This window comes from Streptomyces sp. NPDC015139 (genome assembly GCF_043079785.1).
GTDB lineage: Bacteria > Actinomycetota > Actinomycetes > Streptomycetales > Streptomycetaceae > Streptomyces > Streptomyces albidocamelliae.
The window spans coordinates 618,808-638,640 of record NZ_JBIBUW010000003.1; the positions used below are offsets into that span (position 1 = coordinate 618,808).

Below are 19,833 nucleotides of genomic sequence, written 5' to 3' on the forward strand. Positions count from 1 at the left end.
CGTCGTCACAAAAACGCGAAACGGGACTGGTTGGACCCCCCGGCCCACCAGTCCCGCTCCTCTGTGCTCCCCCGTGGGTCCCACCCCCCAGTGGTCCCCCGTTTTCCCCCGTGTTCCTCCCCCGTGACCTCAGGCGACCAGTTCGCCGAAGGCGTTCTCCTCGTCACGGCCGAAGCTGAGGACCTCGTCCTCGCGCAGCCGGCGGAGCGACCGCCAGATGCTCGACTTCACCGTGCCGACACTGATGCCGAGGATGCCCGCGATCTCCGGGTCCGTGCGGCCCTCGTAGTAGCGCAGGACCAGCATGGTGCGCTGGAGTTCGGGCAGCCGGGCGAGCGCCTGCCACAGGACCGCGCGCAGCTCCGTGCCGCGCATCGCGTCCGTCTCGCCGGGCGTCTCCGGCAGTTCCTCGGTCGGGTACTCGTTGAGCTTGCGGCGCCGCCAGGCGCTGATGTGCAGGTTCGTCATCGTGCGGCGGAGGTATCCGCCGACGGCCGCCTTGTCGCTGATCCGGTCCCACGCCTTGTACGTCGAGAACAGCGCGCTCTGCAGCAGGTCCTCGGCCTCGAAGCGGTCACCGGTCAGGTGGTAGGCGGTGGCGTACAGGGAGGCGCGGCGCTCCTGGACGTAGGCGGTGAACTCCGCCTCCGTCAGCGAACGGCGCTCCCCCGAGTCCTCCCTGTACGCGGTTCCCCCGTGCGTTTCCCCCGTGTGCGCGTCAACCACCGTCATGTACGCGGTGTGCTGACGCCCGGTACCGCGAGCGCACCCCCGCCCGCTCACGGCACCGGACTTCTCGGAACCCCGGTGCACGTCGTGCAGACGCGTGACCACTGCGCTGGTGCTGATGCTGTGCAGCGTGTTCATCTCGCGCTCCCCGTCGTGGACTTCCGGTGACTCGGCCCTGCTCCGGGCTGGTGCCGGCTCCCCGCCGTGCCCGTGACCAAAAGACTGCCGGGGTGACTTCATCGCCGTGTCCGTCGACTGTCACAGACCTGTCACAGGGGTCCTTCCCGGCTCCGTCACAGCACGTGCACATACGGTGGCGGTAGGGAAGGGCCGGTGTCGGCAGGTCGTCCGCGACCCCCTCCATGGGCCAGAATGAGCCCCGTGCCTTCCCTGTTGCTGATCGAGGACGACGACGCCATCCGCACGGCCCTGGAGCTCTCCCTGACGCGCCAGGGCCACCGGGTGGCCACCGCTGCCAGCGGCGAGGACGGTCTGAAGCTGTTGCGTGAGCAGCGGCCGGACCTGATCGTGCTGGACGTGATGCTGCCCGGCATCGACGGGTTCGAGGTGTGCCGGCGCATCCGGCGCACCGACCAGCTTCCGATCATCCTGCTGACCGCGCGCAGCGACGACATCGACGTGGTAGTCGGACTGGAGTCCGGCGCCGACGACTATGTGGTCAAGCCGGTGCAGGGCCGGGTGCTGGACGCCCGGATCCGGGCCGTGCTGCGGCGCGGGGAGCGGGAGTCCAGCGACTCGGCGACGTTCGGCAGTCTCGTCATCGACCGCTCGGCGATGACCGTGACGAAGAACGGCGTGGATCTCCAGCTGACCCCGACCGAGCTGAGGCTGCTGCTGGAGCTGAGCCGGCGGCCCGGCCAGGCGCTGTCCCGGCAGCAGTTGCTGCGGCTGGTGTGGGAGCACGACTACCTGGGCGACTCCCGCCTCGTGGACGCGTGTGTGCAGCGGCTGCGCGCCAAGGTGGAGGACGTGCCCTCGTCCCCGACGCTGATCCGCACCGTCCGTGGTGTCGGCTACCGCCTGGACACGCCTCAGTGACCGATACGCAAGGGGGGCTCCGCGGCTGGACCGCGGGGCGCAGGGGAAGTCTGTCGCGGCTGCGCTTCACCAGCCTGAGGCTGCGACTGGTGGTGGTCTTCGCGCTGGTCGCGCTCACCGCCGCGGTGTCGGCGTCGGGCATCGCCTACTGGCTCAACCGGGAGGCCGTGCTCACCCGCGCCCAGGACGCGGTGCTGCGCGACTTCCGGCAGGAGATGCAGAACCGCGCCGGGGCACTGCCGGAACACCCCACGCAGGACGAGCTGCAGCGCGCCGCCGGCCAGATGGCCGCCGGGAGCCAGCACTTCAGCGTGCTGCTGGTCGGCCAGGACGCGAGCGGCAAGACGGTGTACGGCAACTCGGACGGCATCAACGGCTTCTCGCTGGAGGACGTGCCCGAGTCGCTGCGCACGGCCGTGAACAAGCGGCAGAAGGTGACCGACTCCAACAAGGAGCCGTACCACCTGTACTGGCAGCGGGTCACGGAGCACGGCACGCCCTACCTGGTGGCCGGTACGCGGGTGATCGGCGGCGGTCCGACGGGCTACATGGCGAAGTCGCTGGAGCCCGAGGCCAAGGACCTCAACTCGCTGGCCTGGTCGCTGGGCATCGCCACCGGGCTCGCGCTGATCGGTGCCGCGCTGCTCGCGCAGGCCGCCGCGACGACCGTGCTGAAGCCGGTGCACCGGCTGGGCGTGGCCGCGAGGCGGCTGGGCGAGGGCCGGCTGGACACCCGGCTGCGGGTGTCCGGCACGGACGAACTGGCCGATCTGTCGCGGACGTTCAACAACGCGGCCGAGGCGCTGGAGAAACGGGTGGCCGAGATGGCGGCCCGGGACGACGCCTCCCGCCGGTTCGTGGCCGACATGTCGCACGAGCTGCGGACTCCGCTGACCGCCATCACCGCCGTGACGGAGGTGCTGGAGGAGGAGCTGGAGGCCGAGACCGGGAGCATGGATCCGATGATCGAGCCGGCCGTGCGGCTGGTCGTCAGCGAGACCCGGCGGCTGAACGACCTGGTCGAGAACCTGATGGAGGTCACCCGCTTCGACGCGGGCACCGCCCGGCTGGTCCTCGACGACGTGGACGTCGCCGACCAGATCACCGCGTGCATCGACGCCCGGGCCTGGCTGGACGCGGTGGAGCTGGACGCCGAGCGCGGCATCCACGCCCAGCTGGACCCGCGCCGGCTGGACGTCATCCTCGCCAACCTGATCGGCAACGCGCTCAAGCACGGCGGTTCGCCGGTGCGGGTGTCGGTGCGGGAGGCGGAGGACGAGGTGGTGATCCGGGTGCGCGACCACGGCCCCGGCATCCCGGAGGACGTCCTGCCGCACGTCTTCGACCGCTTCTACAAGGCGAGCGCGTCCCGGCCGCGCTCCGAGGGCAGCGGCCTCGGCCTGTCGATCGCCCTGGAGAACGCCCACATCCACGGCGGTGAGATCATCGCCGCCAACTCGCCCGAGGGCGGTGCGGTCTTCACCCTGCGGCTGCCCCGGGACGTCTCGGGGCTGGCCGAGGACGCCAAGGCGGAGCGGCACGACGGGGAGACCGGCCGGGCCGGGAACGGGAACGACGGACACGACGGTGCGGGGAAGGAGGGGTCATGACCGTAAGACGCCTGCTGGCGCTGCCCCTCCTGGGTCTGCTGCTCGCCGGCTGCGGCATCCGGGCCACGGAGGTGCCGACGGACTTCGGGGCCGCGCCCTCCCGGGTGCCGTGCTCGCTGGCCGGGCCCGACGTGTCCGCGCAGTCCGCGCACGGGGTGCCGGTGCAGGTCTTCCTCCTGTGCCGGGCGTCCCTGGCGACCGTCGACCGGACCGTGCGGGTCCCGGACGGCACCCCGGACGTCCGGCGCCGGGTGATCGTGGCGCAGGGCCTGCTGGACCAGCTCGCCGCGTCCCCGTCGGCCGCGGAGCGGGCGGCGGGTTACGCGACGCATGTGCCGGGCGGTCTGCACGTGTCCGGGCCCGGCCCCAAGGACCCCGAGGACACCCTGCGGCTGAGCGCCGTGCCGGGCCGCCTGTCGTCGTACGCGCTCGCGCAGATCGTGTGCACCCTGTCCGACTCGGCGGCCGCCGAGGGCGACGGCGCGGTGGTCCTGGGCGGCCCCGGTGCCGTGTCGCCGCGGCGCTACGAGTGCACCGACGACGTCCGCACCGACCCGGGCTCCACGCCGCCCCCGTCGAGCGACGTCACGGGCGGCTAGCACCGGAAGGTTCCGGTGCGGAACCGATCCTGCCCCGCCCTGCGTCTTGGGGGGCGTGCAGCGTCAAGGCTCCATCGGCGACAGCGCCGAGATCCGCATCCGTGCGACCGGGGGTGTCCTCCTCGTCGCGCATCTCGCTCTCGTCGCCTGGCTGATGCTGCGACCCCTGGACGTGCCCTGGGTGATGCCGCCCAACCTGCGTCCGCTGGCCGGCATCCGGGCCGATCTGGCGCTGGGCTGGCCGGCCGCGGCGAAACCCCTCGGCGAGGGCCTCGCACTGCTCGCCCCGCTGGGCGTGCTGCTGCCGATGGCGCACGGCAGGCTCGCCGTGTCCCCGGTCGCCTCCCTGCTCCGTACGGCGGCGGCGGGCGCCCTGGTCTCCCTCGGCATCGCCCTGTTGCAGACCGGCGTGCCGGGCCGGGTCGTGGACGTCGACTCGCTGCTGCTGAACACCCTCGGGGTGATCATGGCGCACCTCGCCGTGGTGCCCGCGGGCCGTGCCCGGCTGCGGCGGCGGGAGGCGCACGGGCAGGGCGCGGCGGAGCCCGTCACCGTGCAGGAGGAGTTGTCTCAGGGTCGGACCCCGACGATTCCCAGGGTCGGGATCGCCCCGTAGAGCGACGCTTCGTCCGCTTCGTCTCCGTACCGTGGAAGACAGCTGGGGACGCCGTTGGGGCGGCCCCGACCACCGGCCCCGAGCGGGCCGACGACCACGGAGGAGCCGACATGACCGCCCTTGCCCGCCCCACCCACGGCCGCGTGATCGGCGGCGTGTGCGCCGCGCTGGCACGGCGCTTCGGCACCTCGGCGACGACGATGCGGGTGATCTTCCTGCTGTCCTGCCTGCTGCCGGGCCCGCAGTTCCTGCTCTACATGGCCCTGTGGATCCTGTTGCCCTCGGAGGACAAGGCCCGCACCGCCTGGTGAGTGCCCGCACCCTGAAAGCCGTCGGGGCGCCCCGGTTCCGGGGCGCCCCGACGCGTCGTACCGAAGCCGGCGTCAGCCGACCGGGACGCCGTTCACCGGCAGGCCGTGCGTGGGCAGGCCCTTCAGCGGCAGACCGCCCAGCAGGCCCGCGACCGGCTTGGTCGGCCCCTCGGCGATGACGCTCTCGGCAACCGGCTGCGCGGTGCTGAGGCCCTTGCCGACGGCCGGCATCGCGGCGGCGACACCCCGCTCGGCCACCGGCTTGACCTGCTTCAGCGCGCCGCTGTCGGGCAGCGCCTGGACGACCTGCTGGGGAGGCAGGGTCCTGGTGACGGAGTCGAGGGTCTGCGCGGAGTCCGGGACGGCCGGGGCCGCACCGGCCGCGCCCGCACCGGCGGCGGCGAAGGCGGCACCGAGGGCGGCGACACCGAGGGTCTTGGCAGCAGACTGCTTCATGGTGAATGCGTTCCTTGAATGCGGAGGCGGAGATCACGAACGATCCGAGCGGTCCACGACCGTAAACACGCGGTACCGTCCGCCGCAAACACCGAAATGCGGACGGCTTGTGAAAGCGCGTCCGCATTCCCGGCCGGGTTCCGGTCGGCGACTAGCCCTCCGGATGACCGGAACCGCTGGTCGAAGCCGTCTGCTGGAACAGCCATTCGGATTTCAGTTCCGCATATCCGGGCTTGACGACGTCATTGATCATCGCGAGTCGTTCATCGAAAGGAATGAACGCTGATTTCATCGCATTGACGGAGAACCACTGGAGGTCGTCGAGCGTGTAGCCGAACGCCTCGACGAGGTGCTCGAATTCCCGGCTCATGGTGGTGTGCGACATCAGCCGGTTGTCGGTGTTCACGGTCGCGCGGAAGTGCAGCCTGCGCAGCAGCCCGATGGGGTGCTCGGCGTACGAGCGCGCCGCCCCCGTCTGCAGGTTGGAGCTGGGGCACAGCTCCAGCGGGATCCGCTTGTCCCGGACGTAGGACGCCAGCCGGCCGAGGGTCACCGCACCGTCCTCGGCGACCTCGATGTCGTCGATGATCCGCACCCCGTGCCCGAGCCGGTCGGCGCCGCACCACTGCAGGGCCTGCCAGATCGACGGCAGTCCGAAGGCCTCGCCGGCGTGGATGGTGAAGTGGTTGTTCTCCCGCTTCAGGTACTCGAAGGCGTCGAGGTGCCGGGTGGGCGGATGGCCGGCCTCGGCGCCGGCGATGTCGAAGCCGACCACGCCGGAGTCCCGGTGACGGTTGGCCAGTTCGGCGATCTCCAGGGAGCGGGCCGCGTGCCGCATGGCGGTCAGCAGGGCGCCGACCCGGATGCGGTGCCCGTTCTCGCGGGCGATCCGCTCCCCCTGCCGGAACCCCTCGTTGACGGCCTCGACCACCTGCTCCAGGGTCAGACCCTGGTCGAGGTGCTGTTCGGGCGCGTACCGCACCTCGGCGTAGACGACCCCGTCCTCGGCGAGGTCCTCGGCGCACTCCCGGGCGACCCGGACGAGCGCCTCCCGGGTCTGCATCACGCCGACGGTGTGCCGGAAGGTCTCCAGGTACCGTTCCAGCGAGCCGGAGTCGGCGGCCTCGTGGAACCAGATGCCGAGCTTGTCCGGGTCGGTCTCGGGAAGATCCGGGTAGCCCGTCTCCCGGGCGAGGTCGACGACGGTGCCCGGGCGGAGCCCGCCGTCGAGATGATCGTGCAGCAGAACCTTGGGGGCCCGGCGGATCTGGTCCGCCGTCGGTACGTGTGCCGGGATGTTCGCCGGGACGGTCCCAGCCGGTGCAGTCTGGCTCGTCATTTCCGCACTCTAACGCCTACGCGCGTAGAGAGCCCGGTATACGCGTCAGCTCGTCACCGGTTCCTCCGGCGGTGGTTTTCCGTCGATACGCAAAGGTGACCGCGAGTACGGGTTTCGTACACCGCGCCTTCTGACACTGTTCTGTCATGGGACAGCAAGCGACGCCGGTGCGAACGGCCAGGCTGGGAAAGGCAGTCGGCCCGGAGCCGACGGCGGTCAGCGGAGCGGTGCTGCTGCTCCCCGGCGGCGAGGAGGTCTCCGCCCGCAGGCCGTCCCCCGTATGGGCGACGGCCTTCGTCCGCTCCCTGAGCCGCCGCATCGCCCGCGCGGGCCGCGGGGAGGGTCTGGCCGTCCACACCGTCCAGTACCGCTACCGGGGCTGGAACGGCACCGAGGCCCATCTCGCCGCGGACGCCGAGTGGGCCGCCGGCGAGATCGTACGACGGTACGGGGACGTTCCCGTGTGCCTGGTCGGCGTGGACATGGGCGGCCGGGCGGCGCTGCGGGCCGGCGGGCACGAGGCGGTGAACTCGGTCGTCGCCCTCGCCCCCTGGCTGCCGGAGGACGACGTCGCCGCTCCCGCCGAGCCGGTGAAGCAGCTGGTCGGACGCCGGGTGCTGATCGTGCACGGGACGAACGACGAACGGACCGACCCCGAGCTGTCGTTCCGGTTCGCGGCGCGGGCGAAGAAGGTGAACCGGGAGGTGTGCCGGTTCGAAGTGCACTCCGACGGCCACGGGTTGCACGGGCACCGGGACGAAGTCCTCTGGCTGTCGGCCGACTTCACGATGGGGGCGCTGTTCGGCAACCCGCTGTCGCGGCCGGTGGAGGACGCGCTCGCCGCTCCGCCGCCGATCGGTCTGCGGATGCCGCTCGCGGCGGGGTTCGGCAAGTCGCTGCGGCGGCAGAACGCCTAGGCGCTACGGAAGCAGATTGCCCCGGCGCGAGAGCAGGAACCTCTTGAAGGCGGCCACCGGCGGGGTGTCCGGGCGGTCGGCAAGCCAGGCGACGCCGATCTCGCGGGCCGCCCTCGGGGCCGTCACCGTCAGCTCCACGACCCCGGGGCGCGGGACCGTCGGCGGGGGCAGCAGAGCGACCCCGAGCCCGGCGGCGACCAGGCCCCGCAGCGTCTCCGCCTCCTCGCCCTCGAAGGCGATGCGCGGCTTGAAGCCGGCCTCACGGCACAGGTCGTCGGTGATGCGGCGCAGGCCGTAACCCGGTTCGAGGGTGACGAAGGTTTCCTCGGCGGCCTCGGCGAGGCGGATGCGGCGGCGGCCGGCCAGCGCGTGGTCCGCCGGGACCACCAGACGGAGCTTCTGCTCGTCCAGCCGCCGGGCGACCAGGTCGGGCGCGTCCGGGACCGGCGAGGTCAGGCAGAGGTCCAGCTCGCCCGCCCGCAGCCGTTCCAGCATGGCCTCGCCGTAGTTCTGGACCAGGCTGAACCGGATGCGCGGGTGGTCGGCGCGGAAGGCGTGCAGCAGGCCCGGCACGGTCTCCGCCCCCATGGTGTGCAGGAAGCCGAAGGCGACCTTGCCGGTGGCCGGGTCGGCGTCCGCGCGGACCTCCTCCACGGCGCGCTCGATCTCCGCGAGGGCGCGTTCGACGGAGGCGAGGAAGGTGCGGCCGGCGGGCGTCAGGGAGACCGTGCGGCCGTGGCGGGCGAACAGGTCGACACCCAGCTCCTGCTCCAGGCGGGCCATGGCACGGGACAGGGTCGACTGGGGAACGTTCATCTCCTGGGCGGCCCGGGTGACGTGCTCGGTGCGGGCCACGCCGGCGAAGTACGCGAGGCGGGGCGCGAGCAGCCTCGACATCCCGTGAATGTCTTCCGTGTCACCGGACGGTGACAGCCACGCCTGTGACCTCTGCTGATGCACCATGGGAACGATTATGGCGATTCCATGCATTGGACGGATGAGTGGGGCCGTCCCTACGGTCGAGGCATGTCTCCCGCCAGTACCGGGGCGTCCACCGCCGTGGACGCCGTCACGTCCGTCACCTCCGCCGACTCCGCGACCGACACCCGCATGACGCCGGGCGGCCCCGGCTACCGCCGGATGAGTTTCGCCCTCTTCCTCGCCGGAGTCGCGACCTTCGCCCTCCTCTACTCCACCCAGGCCCTGCTGCCGCTGATCTCCGGCGAGTTCGGGGTGGCCGCGAGCGAGGCCAGCTGGACCGTGGCGGCCGCGACCGGCGGACTGGCCCTGTTCGTCCTGCCCATGAGCGCCCTGTCGGAGCGCTTCGGCCGCCGCACCGTGATGACCGCCTCGCTGGCCGTCGCGGTCACGGTCGGGATGCTGGTGCCCTTCGCGCCGTCGATCGGCGTGCTGGTGGTGCTGCGCGCGGTCCAGGGCGCGGCGCTCGCCGGCCTGCCCGCCTCGGCGACGGCCTACCTGGCCGAGGAGGTCCGGCCGAAGGCACTGGTCACGGCGATCGGCCTGTTCGTCGCGGGCAACAGCGTCGGCGGCATGAGCGGCCGGGTGATCACCGGCTGGGTCGCCCAGGAGTGGGGCTGGCGGGTCTCGGTCGGGGTGATCGGGGCGATCGCCGTGGCGTGCGCGATGGCCTTCCGGGCGCTGCTGCCGGCGCCCCGGCACTTCCGGACGGGCTCGCTGCGCCCCCGCGTCCTGCTCGGCACGGTCCGCGACCACCTCTCCGACCCGCTGCTGCGCCGCCTGTACGCGATCGGCGCGCTGTTCATGACGGTCTTCGGCGGCGTGTACACGGTGATCGGCTACCGGCTGACCGAGGCGCCCTTCGGCCTGCCGCAGGGCATCGTGGGCTCGATCTTCCTGGTCTACCTGGTGGGCACGGTGTCGGCGTCGACGGCGGGCCGGCTGGTGGGCCGCCTCGGCCGCCGGGGCGCGCTGTACCTGGCCGGCGGTACGACGGCGGCGGGCCTGCTCCTGTCGGTCGCCGACTCGCTGCCGCTGGTCCTGCTGGGTCTGGTGCTGATCACGGCGGGCTTCTTCGCCGGGCACGCGGTCGCCTCCTCGGCGGTGAGCAAGACGGCCGTGCACGGCCGCGCCCAGGCCTCGGCGCTCTACCAGTCCGCGTACTACATCGGCTCCAGCGCGGGCAGCACGGTCGGCGCCATGGCCTTCCACGCGGACGGCTGGTCCGGCACGGTCGGTGTCGGCCTCCTCGCGGTCCTCGGTGTCGTGACGATCACCGTCCTCGGCTCGCGGGCGGCCCGGGTGGCGGCCCGGCGGGAGCCGGTGGCCGCGCACTGAGCCACGCGGCCGTACGGCCGCGGGCCCCGCGCCGTCCGTTCATGTCCGTACGGCAACCGGTCCGGGCTGGGCTTTTTCGCGCTCCGGGGGCCATTGTCAGTGGGCTGCGGTAGCTTCCCAAGTGCTGGCGCGCAGAGGCGCGAACAGGACGGCCACAGGGGTGGGTGGACGATGGGCGACGGCACGGCGACCGCGGATCTGGACATCGCGCTGGAGAAGCACCGCACCGAGCTGACCGGGTACTGCTACCGGATGCTGGGCTCCTCCTTCGAGGCCGAGGACGCGGTGCAGGACACCCTGGTGCGGGCCTGGCGGAGCTACGACAAGTTCGAGGGCCGGTCCTCGCTGCGCTCGTGGCTGTACCGGATCGCGACGAACGTGTGCCTGGACATGCTGACGGCGGGCAACAAGCGGGCCCGCCCCATGGACCTGACGGAGTCCACGCCGCTCGCCCAGGCGGCGCTCTCCCCCCGCCCCGACAACACGTGGCTGGAGCCGGTGCCGGACGCCCGGGTGCTGCCGGCGGTGGGCGACCCGGCGGAGGCCGCGGTCGCCAAGGAGTCGATCCGGCTGGCCTTCATGGCGGCCCTCCAGCAGCTGCCGCCCAAGCAGCGGGCGGTCCTGATCCTGCGCGAGGTGCTGGCCTGGAAGGCGAGCGAGGTCGCCGAGCTGCTGGACACCACCGTCGCCTCGGTCAACAGCGCCCTGCAGCGGGCGCGGGCCACGCTCGCCGAGCGCGAGGCGGCGGGCGACCGGGGCGCGGTCTCCGATCCGCTGGACGAGGAGCAGCAGAAACTCCTGGAGCGGTACGTCAAGGCCTTCGAGGGCTATGACATGACGGCCCTGACGGCCCTGCTCCACGAGGACGCCGTCATGACGATGCCGCCGTTCGACCTGTGGCTGCGCGGCCCGGCCGACATCACCGGTTTCATGACCACCCTCGGTGCGTCCTGCGCCGGTTCCCGTCTGCTGCCGGTCACGGCCAACGGGCTGCCGGGCTTCGCGCACTACAAGCCCGACCCGGACAACGGCGGGTTCAGCCCGTGGGCGGTGCAGGTGCTGGAGCTGTCAGACGGCCGGATCACCGGTTTCCACTGCTTCCTCGACACCAAGCGCTGGTTCCCCCTCTTCGACCTGCCCCTCCACCTGGAAGCGGAGGCCGACGAGGTCGAGAAGAGCGGGTAGCGCGGGGTCGGGGTCCCGCAGCCGTATCCGCCCGCCGGCCCGGCGGGCGGCCAGCTCCAGCCGGGCCAGCAGGTCCACGATCCCGAGCCCGGGTGGCCCCAGCCCGCCGACGTCACAGACGACGACCCCGGTACCGCCGAGCTCCATCAATGCCCGCACGTCGTCGCACAGCCCCGGCACCGCGTCACGGGTGACGGGGCCCGGCAGCACGAGCACGGCAGGTGTCCTGGCATTCACGTCGGATAGACCGGGCGGACGGGCCGAACTCATCGGAGGGGCGCGCGGGAACGGCCGTCGAAGATCACATTGACCGGGCCGCCCGCTCCCGTCGAGGGTGGGTGCCGTGGCGGGGGTGCTGAGCGGGTTCGCGGTGATCGCGGTCGTCATCGGGGTGGGCTATGTGCTCGGGCGGCGCGGGACGCTCGGTGCCCAGGGCGCCGAGGTGCTGACGCGGCTGGCCTTCACGGTGGCCGGTCCGGCGCTGCTGTTCACGACCCTCGCCGAGGCGGACCTCTCCGTGCTCTTCTCGGGCCGCCTGCTGGTGACGGCGCTGAGCACGGCGGCGGTGTGCGGGGTCTTCGTGGCGGCCGGCACGCTGCGCGGCTGGGGGGTGGGCCGTACGACGATCGGCGCGCTGTGCTCCGGCTACGTCAACTCGGGCAACCTGGGCATCCCGATCGCCGCGTACGTGCTGGGCGACGCGTCACTGGTGGCACCGGTGCTGCTCTTCCAGGTCGTCCTGGTCACGCCGGTCGCGCTGACGATCCTGGACCTGGCCGGCACGGGCGAGCAGGGCACGGTGTGGCGCCGGCTGCTGACGCCGTTGCGGAACCCGATCGCGGTGGGCTCCCTGTCCGGGGTGGCGGTGTCGGCGGCGGGGTGGCACCTGCCCGGGCCGCTCATGAACCCCCTCACCCTGATCGGCAACATGTCCGTGCCCGCCGCCCTGCTGGTGTTCGGCATGTCCCTGCACGGCGGCGCGGCGCCCGGCCGGGGGCGGGACCGCCCGCTGCTCCTGCTGTCGGTCGCGCTGAAGTCACTGGGCCAGCCGCTGGTCGCCTGGGTGCTGGCCACGACCCTCTTCGGTCTGCACGGCGCCCCCCTGCTGGACGTGGTGGTCACCTCGGCCCTCCCGGCCGCGCAGAACCTCTTCACCTACGCGAGCCGCTACCGCGTGGCCGAGTCCCTGGCCCGCGAGTCCGTCCTGCTGTCGACGGTGGTCTCGGTACCGGTGCTGGTGGGGGTCGCCACGGCCCTGGGGTGACGCGGAGTCAGTCGACGGGGAACTCGCCGGTGTCGATCGGTGCGTCACCGATCCCAGCATGACGAACGGGACCGGTGGAGGTCCACCGGTCCCGTTCACCCGAACGGTTAATACGCAGGTCAGGCGATGCGCTCCAGCACCACCGGGTTCGCCTTGAAGTCCGTACCCGCCGCCGCGATGTCGTACGAGCCCGCCACCGACTCCAGCGCGTACGCGAAGCGCTCGGGGGTGTCCGTGTGCAGGGTCAGCAGGGGCTGGCCCTCCGTCACCGTGTCGCCGGGCTTGGCGTGCATCTCCACGCCCGCGCCCGCCTGCACCGGGTCCTCCTTGCGGGCACGGCCCGCGCCGAGGCGCCAGGCGGCCACGCCGATGTCGTAGGCGTCGAGGCGGGTCAGCACACCGGAGGACGGCGCCTTGACGACGTGCTGCTCCTTCGACGTGGGCAGCTCCGCGTCCGGGTCTCCGCCCTGGGCCGCGATCATCCGGCGCCAGACGTCCATCGCCGAGCCGTCGGCCAGCGCCTTCGCCGGGTCGGCGTCCTTGATGCCGGCCGCGTCGAGCATCTCGCGGGCCAGGGCGACCGTCAGCTCGACGACGTCCGCCGGACCGCCGCCCGCCAGGACCTCCACCGACTCGCGGACCTCCAGGGCGTTGCCCGCGGTCAGGCCGAGCGGGGTCGACATGTCCGTCAGGAGCGCGACCGTCTTCACGCCGTGGTCGGTGCCGAGGCCGACCATCGTGGAGGCCAGCTCGCGGGCGTCCTCGATGGTCTTCATGAAGGCGCCCGTGCCGACCTTCACGTCCAGGACCAGCGAGCCGGTGCCCTCGGCGATCTTCTTCGACATGATCGAGGAGGCGATCAGCGGGATCGCCTCGACGGTGCCGGTGACGTCGCGCAGGGCGTACAGCTTCTTGTCGGCCGGGGCCAGACCGTCGCCCGCCGCGCAGATCACCGCGCCGGTGGTGTCGAGGACGTGCAGCATCTCCTCGTTGGAGAGCAGGGCGCGCCAGCCGGGGATCGACTCCAGCTTGTCCAGGGTGCCGCCGGTGTGGCCGAGGCCGCGGCCGGACAGCTGCGGGACGGCCGCGCCGCAGGCCGCCACGAGCGGGGCCAGGGGCAGCGTGATCTTGTCGCCGACGCCGCCGGTGGAGTGCTTGTCGGCCGTCGGGCGGGACAGCGCCGAGAACTCCATGCGCTCGCCGGAGGCGATCATGGCCGCCGTCCAGCGGGCGATCTCGCGGCGGTTCATGCCGTTGAGCAGGATCGCCATGTTGAGCGCGGCCATCTGGTAGTCGGCGACCTCGCCGCGGGTGTACGCGTCGATGACCCAGTCGATCTGCTCGTCGGTCAGCTCCGCGCGGTCCCGCTTGGTGCGGATGACGGAGATGGCGTCCATGGCCATGGCTGCTGGCTTCCTTCCGGGAGGTGCGAAGTGCACGGCCCCCCTGAGCGGGTCAGGGGGGCCGTACGGGAGTTACTTGGTGAGATGGTCCGGGCCGAAGGCCTGGGGCAGCATCTCGGAGAGCGGCAGGACGCCCGCGGGGGTGTCCATGACCAGGTCCGGCCCGCCGAACTCGTACAGCAGCTGGCGGCACCGGCCGCACGGCACGAGCAGGGTGCCCGCGCCGTCGACGCAGGTGAAGTGCGTCAGCCGGCCGCCGCCCGTGCGCTGGAGCTGCGAGACGAGACCGCACTCGGCGCACAGGCCGAGGCCGTAGCTGGCGTTCTCGACGTTGCAGCCGGTGACCGTGCGGCCGTCGTCGACCAGGGCCGCGGCGCCCACCGGGTACCCCGAGTACGGGGCGTAGGCGTGGGTCATGGCCTCCCGCGCCTGGGCGCGCAGCGCCTCCCAGTCGAACCCGGCGTCCGGAGCGGCCGTCACTTGCCCTGGCCCTTCCGGTAGCGCATGCCGTCCGCCTTGGGCATCCGCAGACGCTGCGCGGACAGCGACAGCACGAGCAGCGTGACGACGTACGGGGTGGCGCCCACGAAGTCGCTCGGGACCTCGTCGGTGAGCAGGTACCAGGCCAGCACCAGGCCGCCCACGATGAGGCTGATCGCGCCCTGCCACACCGAGGTGCGGTACAGCTTCCAGCCGGCGAGGACCACGAGCAGGACGACCAGCAGGAGCAGCAGCGCGTGCACGGTCGTACCGCCGTTGCGCAGCTGGAGCGCGTCGGAGTAGCCGAACAGGCCCGCGCCCATGGCGAGACCGCCGGGGCGCCAGTTGCCGAAGATCATGGCGGCGAGACCGATGTAGCCGCGGCCTCCGGTCTGGCCCTCCAGGTAGGTGTGCGAGGTGACCAGCGCGAGGAAGGCGCCACCGAGGCCGGCGAGGCCGCCGGAGACGGCCACGGCCGCGTACTTGTACGTGTAGACGTTGACGCCCAGCGACTCGGCGGCGATCGGGTTCTCACCGCAGGAGCGCAGCCGCAGACCGAACGGGGTGCGCCACAGCAGCCACCAGCTGCCGACGAACAGCACCACGGCCAGGATCGTCACGACGGACAGGTTGGTGACCAGTCCGCCGAGGATGCCGGCGAGGTCGGAGACCAGGAACCAGTGGTGCTTCTCGATCGACGACAGGCCGTCCGAGAGGCCGGGGACCGTGACGTTCGGCAGCGAGTCGGCGGGCGGGGACTGCTTGGGGTTGCCGCCCGCCTCCGAGGCGTTGCCGTCGGCGAAGAACAGCTTGGCCAGGTACTGGGTGGCACCGAGCGCGAGCAGGTTGACGGCGACACCGGAGACGATGTGGTCGACGCCGAAGGTGATGGTGGCGACGGCGTGCACGAGACCGCCGAGGACACCGAAGCCGATGCCGCACAGCAGGCCGAGCCAGGGGCTGGTCTGCCAGCCGATCCAGCCGGCGCCGAAGGTACCGAGGATCATCATGCCTTCGAGGCCGATGTTGACCACACCGGCCCGCTCCGACCACAGGCCGGCGAGACCGGCGAGGCCGATCGGCACGGCGAGGCCGAGCGCGGCGGCGACCTGTCCGGAGGAGTCGAGCGAGTTGGAGCCGGTGATCATGCGGACGGCGGCCACGAGCAGCAGGGCGCCGGCGACGATCACGAGGGTCTGGCCGAAGGAGCGGCCCGGGCGCCGGGGCGCGTTGCCGGCCTTGGGCGCCGCGGGCGGCGGCGCGTCGGTCATCGTGGCAGTCATCACGCCACCTCCTGCTTCTTCGTCGCGGCGGCGGCCTGTGCGGCGAGTTCGGCGCCGACCTTCTGCTGCTGGCGCTTCAGCCCGTAGCGGCCCACGACCTCGTAGGCAATGACGACGCACAGGACGATGACGCCCTGGATGACGCCGAGGATTTCCTTGTCGTAGCCCTGGAATTCCAGGTGGTTGGTGGTGCGCTCCAGGAAGCCCCAGAGCAGGGCGCCGAGCGCGATACCGACCGGGTTGTTGCGGCCGAGCAGCGCGATCGCGATGCCGGTGAAGCCGATCCCGGTGGGGAAGCTGTTGTCGTACTGGTGGCTCTCGTTGAGCAGCGTGGGCATACCGATCAGACCGGCCACGGCACCGGAGATGATCATGCTGGTGGCGATCATCTTCTTCACCGACACACCGCTCGCGGAGGCGGCGCTCTCGGACTGGCCGACCGTGCGCAGGTCGAAGCCGAACCGGGTGCGGCCGAGCACGAACCAGTACGCGAGACCGACGAGGACGGCGACGACGACGAAGCCGTCCAGGACGCCGGCCGGGCCGGTGTCGATGTTGAAGAAGTGCGAGGCCGACGGCAGCGGCTTGGTGGAGACCAGGGTGCCGCCCTGCTGGAGCTCGCCCAGGCGTCCGGGCTGGAGCAGGTAGGCGATGACCGCGGTGGCGATCGAGTTCAGCATGATCGTCGAGATGACCTCGCTGACGCCGCGGGTCACCTTCAGGACACCGGCGATGGCCGCCCACAGGGCACCGGTGGCCATGGCGGAGACGATGATCAGCGGGATGGCGATCCAGCCCGGCACGGTCAGCGCGCCGCCGAGGACGGCGGCGATGAACGCGGCGAGCCGGTACTGGCCGTCGACACCGATGTTGAACAGGTTCATCCGGAAGCCGATGGCCACCGCGATACCCGCGAGGTAGTACGTCGTCGCCTTGTTCAGGACGTAGACCTGGCTGTCGCTGGCGAAGCCGTAGGTCATCATGTCGCTGAAGGCGTCGCCGGGGTTCTTGCCGGTCGCGAGGATCACCAGGGCGGTGACGACGAGCGCGGCGACGACCGCGAGCAGCGGCGCGGCGATGCCGAGGAGCAGCCGCTCCTTGTCGATCCGTGAGGTCAGCTTCTTCATCGCTCGTCGTCCTCTGTGTGCTCCAGGTGGCCGGTGGCCGCACCCGTCATGGCGGAGCCCAGCTCTTCGGGGGTGATGGTGGCGGGGTCGGCGTCGGCGACCAGGCGGCCGCGGTACATCACCCGCAGGGTGTCGGAGAGGCCGATCAGCTCGTCGAGGTCGGCGGAGATCAGCAGCACGGCCAGGCCCTCGCGGCGGGCCTCGCGGATGTAGTCCCAGATGGCCGCCTGGGCGCCGACGTCCACACCGCGGGTGGGGTGGGCGGCGATGAGCAGCTTGGGGTTGTGGCTCATCTCGCGGCCGACGATCAGCTTCTGCTGGTTGCCGCCGGACAGCGAGGCGGCGGTGACGTCGATGCCGGGGGTGCGGACGTCGTAGGCCTGGACGATCCGCTCGGTGTCGGCGCGGGCCGCCTTGATGTCGAGCAGTCCGCCGCGCGAGTTGGGGCGCTCGGTGACATGGCCGAGGATGCGGTTCTCCCACAGCGGTGCTTCCAGGAGCAGGCCGTGGCGGTGGCGGTCCTCGGGGATGTAGCCGATGCCGGCCTGGCGGCGGTCGCGGGTGGCGGCGTGCGAGATGTCGGTGTCGTCGAGCGTGACGACGCCGGCGTCCGGGTGGCGCATGCCCATGATCGCCTCGACCAGCTCGGACTGGCCGTTGCCCTCCACACCGGCGATGCCGAGGACCTCGCCCTTGTGGATGGTGAAGGAGATCTCGTCCAGGATGATCCGCTCGACGCCGTCGAGGTCGGTCTGCGACAGGTGCACACCGTCCAGCTTGAGCATCGGGACGTCCGTGACGGTGGATTCCTCCGTCTCCGGGGTGGGCAGCTCGCTGCCGACCATCAGCTCGGCGAGCTGCTTGGGGGTGGTGCCCCGCGGCTCGACGGTGCCGACGGTGGTGCCGCGCCGGATGACGGTGATCTCGTCGGCGACGGAGAGCACCTCGCCCAGCTTGTGCGAGATGAAGATGACGGTGAGGCCCTCGGCCTTGAGCTCGCGCAGGTTGTCGAAGAGCGCGTCGACCTCCTGCGGTACCAGGACGGCGGTGGGCTCGTCCAGGATGAGGGTCTTGGCGCCCCGGTAGAGGACCTTGAGGATCTCCACGCGCTGGCGGTCGGCGACGCCCAGCTCCTCGACGAGGACGTCGGGGCGGACGTTCAGGTGGTACGCGTCCGAGATCTCCCTGATCCTGGCGCGGGCCTTGCCCCCGATGCCGTGCAGCTTCTCCGCGCCGAGGACGACGTTCTCGAGGACGGTGAGATTGTCGGCGAGCATGAAGTGCTGGTGCACCATGCCGATGCCGCGGGCGATGGCGTCACCCGGGTTGTTGAAGGTGACCTGCTGGCCGCCGACCGTGATGGTGCCCTCGTCCGGCTGCTGCATGCCGTAGAGGATCTTCATCAGGGTGGACTTGCCGGCGCCGTTCTCACCGCACAGGGCGTGGACGGTGCCCGTGCGGACCGTGATGTCGATGTCGCGGTTGGCGACGACGCCGGGGAAACGCTTGGTGATGCCGCGCAGTTCGACGGCAGCGGGAGGGCTGGACGCGTTGATGGCGCACTCTCCTCGGGGAAAAGGGGCTGCGTAGGGGAGGGCAGGCGTCGGCGACGCTAGCGCGGCAACTCCATGCTACACGCGTAGAGTTGACACATTGTTATGGCTCGGCGGGGAGCTCCGGAAGGCGCCCCCGCGCCGAGCCTCAGGTCCGACGGGAACCGTCAGATCACGGGGTGGTCTTGACCTTGACCGAGCCGTCGACGATCTTCTTCTTCGCCGCGTCCAGCTTGGCCTTGATGTCGTCGATGAAGCCGCCGCTGGTGGCCAGCGAGACACCGTTCTTCTCGAGCGAGTAGGTGTTGGTGCCGGTCAGCGGCTTGCCGCCGTGGACGGACTTGACGAAGTCGTAGACACCGACGTCGACGTTCTTGACCATCGAGGTCAGGATGGAGTTCTTGTACTTCGACAGACCCGGGACGTTGTACTGGTCCGAGTCCACGCCGATCGCCCAGGCGCCCTTCTTGCCGGCGACGGCCTCGATCGCGCCGTTGCCGGAGGAGCCGGCCGCCGAGTAGACGACGTCCGCGCCGTTGTCGAGCATGCCCTGCGCGGCCTCCTTGCCCTTGTCGGGGCTGGCGAAGCCGGAGGTGTCCGAACCGTGCGACAGGTACTGGGTGTCGACCTTGATCTTCGGGTTCGTGTCCTTGACGCCCTGGACGTAGCCCGCCTCGAACTTCTTGATCAGCGGGACGTCGACACCGCCGATGAAGCCGACGTGCTTCGACTTGGACTTCAGCGCGGCGGCGACACCGGCCAGGTAGGAGCCCTGCTCCTCGGTGAAGGTGATGCTGTCGACGTTCTTGGCGTCCACGACCGAGTCGACGATGCCGAAGCTGGTCTTCGGGAACTTCGCGGCGACCTTGGTCATGGAGGCGGCGTACGCGTAGCCGACACCGATGACGGGGTTGTAGCCGGCCTGGGCGAGGTCGGACAGACGCTGCTCGCGGTCGGCCTCGGTGTCCGAGGTCTTCGCGGTCAGCTCCTTGATGTCACCGCCGAACTCGGTCTTGGCCTTGTCGGCACCGCGCGCGGCGGAGTCGTTGAAGGAACGGTCACCACGGCCGCCGACGTCGAAGGCGAGACCGATCTTGACGCCCTTGCCGTCGCCCGAGGAGGACGAGTTGGTGTCGTTGTCGGAGGAGGTGCTGCCACAGGCTGTGGCAGTCACGGCGAGAGCTGCGGTGGCGATACACGCAGCAGAAAGCTTGGCTACCCGGCGCACGGGAAGGCTCCTTCACCTGACCTGAGCGCCATGTAGGCGCTTGATGGGAGCACCATGACGATGCCCCGGCCGAGACGCCCCTTCGGCGTCGGCTTCGCGGCATCGTAACGCGCGTAGATGTCGCAAAAAACCCTCTCGCGAAGCCGTTATCGATTCGAGGCAAACAGCATCTGAACTCGGAATCCTGATGCTGTCCGGGCAGCGTTGCGCAGCGTGAACGAATGGCTTGCGAACGTGTTGCGCCACCGGGGAAACCGGGCCACGCCCTGTCGGCGGCACTCCAGCCGGAACCCTACCGATGGCCGAAAACACGGGGCTGGACGGGGGCGGCCACGGGGCGCCGGGGGCAGTGCCCTCG

20 protein-coding genes are annotated in these 19,833 nt (G+C 71.4%); 9 read left to right on the top strand and 11 right to left on the bottom strand.

The genetic code is table 11. From position 1 onward, the window contains the following. Nucleotides 1-129 precede the first annotated feature (129 nt). Nucleotides 130-867, bottom strand: a complete 738-nt coding sequence (locus ACF08B_RS11555) for a SigE family RNA polymerase sigma factor (RefSeq protein WP_392317133.1) — start codon at nucleotides 865-867, stop codon at nucleotides 130-132. A gap of 243 nt (nucleotides 868-1,110) precedes the next feature. On the opposite strand from ACF08B_RS11555, the gene afsQ1 reads away from it, so the two are divergent. The 5 genes from afsQ1 (at nucleotide 1,111) to ACF08B_RS11580 (ending at nucleotide 4,924) form a co-directional block, all read left to right on the top strand. Continuing rightward, nucleotides 1,111-1,788 (top strand): two-component system response regulator AfsQ1, encoded by a 678-nt coding sequence (gene afsQ1 / locus ACF08B_RS11560; protein WP_176985599.1) that lies wholly within the window; start codon nucleotides 1,111-1,113, stop codon nucleotides 1,786-1,788. Beyond that, a complete protein-coding gene (locus ACF08B_RS11565; RefSeq protein WP_392317134.1) occupies nucleotides 1,785-3,398 on the top strand; it encodes an ATP-binding protein in 1,614 nt (537 codons plus the stop codon). The genes afsQ1 and ACF08B_RS11565 overlap by 4 nt, the downstream gene beginning before the upstream one ends. Continuing rightward, nucleotides 3,395-3,997, top strand: a complete 603-nt coding sequence (locus ACF08B_RS11570) for a hypothetical protein (RefSeq protein ID WP_093475227.1) — start codon at nucleotides 3,395-3,397, stop codon at nucleotides 3,995-3,997. Before ACF08B_RS11565 ends, ACF08B_RS11570 begins: the two co-directional genes overlap by 4 nt. A 55-nt stretch (nucleotides 3,998-4,052) precedes the next feature. After that, on the top strand, nucleotides 4,053-4,613 hold the full coding sequence (locus ACF08B_RS11575; RefSeq protein ID WP_392317135.1) for a VanZ family protein: 561 nt from the start codon (nucleotides 4,053-4,055) through the stop codon (nucleotides 4,611-4,613). Between the two features lie 110 nt (nucleotides 4,614-4,723). Next, on the top strand, nucleotides 4,724-4,924 hold the full coding sequence (locus ACF08B_RS11580; RefSeq protein ID WP_392317136.1) for a PspC domain-containing protein: 201 nt from the start codon (nucleotides 4,724-4,726) through the stop codon (nucleotides 4,922-4,924). 72 nt (nucleotides 4,925-4,996) lie between these two features. On the opposite strand, the gene ACF08B_RS11585 is transcribed toward ACF08B_RS11580, so the two are convergent. Both ACF08B_RS11585 and ACF08B_RS11590 read right to left on the bottom strand, forming a co-directional pair. Beyond that, the gene (locus ACF08B_RS11585; RefSeq protein ID WP_392317137.1) at nucleotides 4,997-5,380 is read right to left on the bottom strand and encodes an ATP-binding protein; all 384 of its coding nucleotides are present in this window, start codon (nucleotides 5,378-5,380) and stop codon (nucleotides 4,997-4,999) included. Between the two features lie 151 nt (nucleotides 5,381-5,531). Then, nucleotides 5,532-6,719, bottom strand: a complete 1,188-nt coding sequence (locus tag ACF08B_RS11590) for an adenosine deaminase (RefSeq protein ID WP_392317138.1) — start codon at nucleotides 6,717-6,719, stop codon at nucleotides 5,532-5,534. A gap of 146 nt (nucleotides 6,720-6,865) precedes the next feature. Here ACF08B_RS11590 and ACF08B_RS11595 point away from each other — a divergent pair, with 146 nt between their 5' ends. Further along, nucleotides 6,866-7,636 carry an alpha/beta hydrolase gene (locus tag ACF08B_RS11595; RefSeq protein ID WP_392317139.1) on the top strand — a complete coding sequence of 257 codons (771 nt, stop codon included), beginning with the start codon at nucleotides 6,866-6,868 and terminating at the stop codon, nucleotides 7,634-7,636. A 3-nt stretch (nucleotides 7,637-7,639) separates the two neighbouring features. Here ACF08B_RS11595 and ACF08B_RS11600 read toward each other — a convergent pair whose 3' ends face one another. Continuing rightward, on the bottom strand, nucleotides 7,640-8,599 hold the full coding sequence (locus tag ACF08B_RS11600; RefSeq protein WP_392317140.1) for a LysR family transcriptional regulator: 960 nt from the start codon (nucleotides 8,597-8,599) through the stop codon (nucleotides 7,640-7,642). A gap of 63 nt (nucleotides 8,600-8,662) precedes the next feature. Here ACF08B_RS11600 and ACF08B_RS11605 point away from each other — a divergent pair, with 63 nt between their 5' ends. Together ACF08B_RS11605 and ACF08B_RS11610 are read left to right on the top strand one after the other, a co-directional pair. Further along, nucleotides 8,663-9,952: an MFS transporter gene (locus ACF08B_RS11605; protein ID WP_392317141.1), complete on the top strand. Its 1,290-nt coding sequence runs from the start codon at nucleotides 8,663-8,665 to the stop codon at nucleotides 9,950-9,952. 171 nt (nucleotides 9,953-10,123) lie between these two features. After that, nucleotides 10,124-11,137, top strand: coding sequence for a sigma-70 family RNA polymerase sigma factor (locus ACF08B_RS11610; protein WP_392317142.1), 1,014 nt, complete (start codon nucleotides 10,124-10,126; stop codon nucleotides 11,135-11,137). On the opposite strand, the gene ACF08B_RS11615 is transcribed toward ACF08B_RS11610, so the two are convergent. Further along, a complete protein-coding gene (locus ACF08B_RS11615; RefSeq protein ID WP_392317143.1) occupies nucleotides 11,021-11,407 on the bottom strand; it encodes an STAS domain-containing protein in 387 nt (128 codons plus the stop codon). The two genes, ACF08B_RS11610 and ACF08B_RS11615, sit on opposite strands and share 117 nt — an antisense overlap. A gap of 73 nt (nucleotides 11,408-11,480) precedes the next feature. On the opposite strand from ACF08B_RS11615, the gene ACF08B_RS11620 reads away from it, so the two are divergent. Further along, entirely contained in the window at nucleotides 11,481-12,401 is a 921-nt protein-coding gene (locus ACF08B_RS11620) for an AEC family transporter (RefSeq protein ID WP_392317144.1), read from the top strand. 119 nt (nucleotides 12,402-12,520) lie between these two features. Here the strand turns inward: ACF08B_RS11620 and ACF08B_RS11625 are convergent, their stop codons facing one another. The 6 genes from ACF08B_RS11625 to ACF08B_RS11650 all read right to left on the bottom strand — a co-directional run bounded on the left by ACF08B_RS11625 (nucleotide 12,521) and on the right by ACF08B_RS11650 (nucleotide 19,475). Continuing rightward, entirely contained in the window at nucleotides 12,521-13,804 is a 1,284-nt protein-coding gene (locus ACF08B_RS11625) for a thymidine phosphorylase (RefSeq protein WP_392317145.1), read from the bottom strand. A 72-nt stretch (nucleotides 13,805-13,876) separates the two neighbouring features. Next, complete coding sequence (locus ACF08B_RS11630; RefSeq protein ID WP_392317146.1) at nucleotides 13,877-14,284, bottom strand: cytidine deaminase; 408 nt, start codon at nucleotides 14,282-14,284, stop codon at nucleotides 13,877-13,879. Further along, entirely contained in the window at nucleotides 14,281-15,567 is a 1,287-nt protein-coding gene (locus ACF08B_RS11635; protein ID WP_392317147.1) for an ABC transporter permease, read from the bottom strand. Before ACF08B_RS11635 ends, ACF08B_RS11630 begins: the two co-directional genes overlap by 4 nt. Then, nucleotides 15,567-16,694, bottom strand: coding sequence for an ABC transporter permease (locus tag ACF08B_RS11640; protein ID WP_123436885.1), 1,128 nt, complete (start codon nucleotides 16,692-16,694; stop codon nucleotides 15,567-15,569). Before ACF08B_RS11640 ends, ACF08B_RS11635 begins: the two co-directional genes overlap by 1 nt. Next, nucleotides 16,691-18,217, bottom strand: a complete 1,527-nt coding sequence (locus tag ACF08B_RS11645) for an ABC transporter ATP-binding protein (RefSeq protein WP_392317295.1) — start codon at nucleotides 18,215-18,217, stop codon at nucleotides 16,691-16,693. The genes ACF08B_RS11640 and ACF08B_RS11645 overlap by 4 nt, the downstream gene beginning before the upstream one ends. Before the next feature lie 202 nt (nucleotides 18,218-18,419). Continuing rightward, nucleotides 18,420-19,475 (bottom strand): BMP family protein, encoded by a 1,056-nt coding sequence (locus tag ACF08B_RS11650; RefSeq protein ID WP_392317148.1) that lies wholly within the window; start codon nucleotides 19,473-19,475, stop codon nucleotides 18,420-18,422. Nucleotides 19,476-19,833 lie beyond the last annotated feature (358 nt).

What these genes read in the sequence shown, in the direction of transcription:
- ACF08B_RS11555 (WP_392317133.1), bottom strand. Translation starts at nt 867, where the DNA reads ATGAACACGCTGCACAGCATCAGCACCAGCGCAGTGGTCACGCGTCTG.
- ACF08B_RS11570 (WP_093475227.1), top strand. Translation starts at nt 3,395, where the DNA reads ATGACCGTAAGACGCCTGCTGGCGCTGCCCCTCCTGGGTCTGCTGCTC.
- ACF08B_RS11580 (WP_392317136.1), top strand. Translation starts at nt 4,724, where the DNA reads ATGACCGCCCTTGCCCGCCCCACCCACGGCCGCGTGATCGGCGGCGTG.
- ACF08B_RS11585 (WP_392317137.1), bottom strand. Translation starts at nt 5,380, where the DNA reads ATGAAGCAGTCTGCTGCCAAGACCCTCGGTGTCGCCGCCCTCGGTGCC.
- ACF08B_RS11590 (WP_392317138.1), bottom strand. Translation starts at nt 6,719, where the DNA reads ATGACGAGCCAGACTGCACCGGCTGGGACCGTCCCGGCGAACATCCCG.
- ACF08B_RS11595 (WP_392317139.1), top strand. Translation starts at nt 6,866, where the DNA reads ATGGGACAGCAAGCGACGCCGGTGCGAACGGCCAGGCTGGGAAAGGCA.
- ACF08B_RS11600 (WP_392317140.1), bottom strand. Translation starts at nt 8,599, where the DNA reads ATGGTGCATCAGCAGAGGTCACAGGCGTGGCTGTCACCGTCCGGTGAC.
- ACF08B_RS11605 (WP_392317141.1), top strand. Translation starts at nt 8,663, where the DNA reads ATGTCTCCCGCCAGTACCGGGGCGTCCACCGCCGTGGACGCCGTCACG.
- ACF08B_RS11610 (WP_392317142.1), top strand. Translation starts at nt 10,124, where the DNA reads ATGGGCGACGGCACGGCGACCGCGGATCTGGACATCGCGCTGGAGAAG.
- ACF08B_RS11615 (WP_392317143.1), bottom strand. Translation starts at nt 11,407, where the DNA reads ATGAGTTCGGCCCGTCCGCCCGGTCTATCCGACGTGAATGCCAGGACA.
- ACF08B_RS11625 (WP_392317145.1), bottom strand. Translation starts at nt 13,804, where the DNA reads ATGGCCATGGACGCCATCTCCGTCATCCGCACCAAGCGGGACCGCGCG.
- ACF08B_RS11635 (WP_392317147.1), bottom strand. Translation starts at nt 15,567, where the DNA reads ATGACTGCCACGATGACCGACGCGCCGCCGCCCGCGGCGCCCAAGGCC.
- ACF08B_RS11640 (WP_123436885.1), bottom strand. Translation starts at nt 16,694, where the DNA reads ATGAAGAAGCTGACCTCACGGATCGACAAGGAGCGGCTGCTCCTCGGC.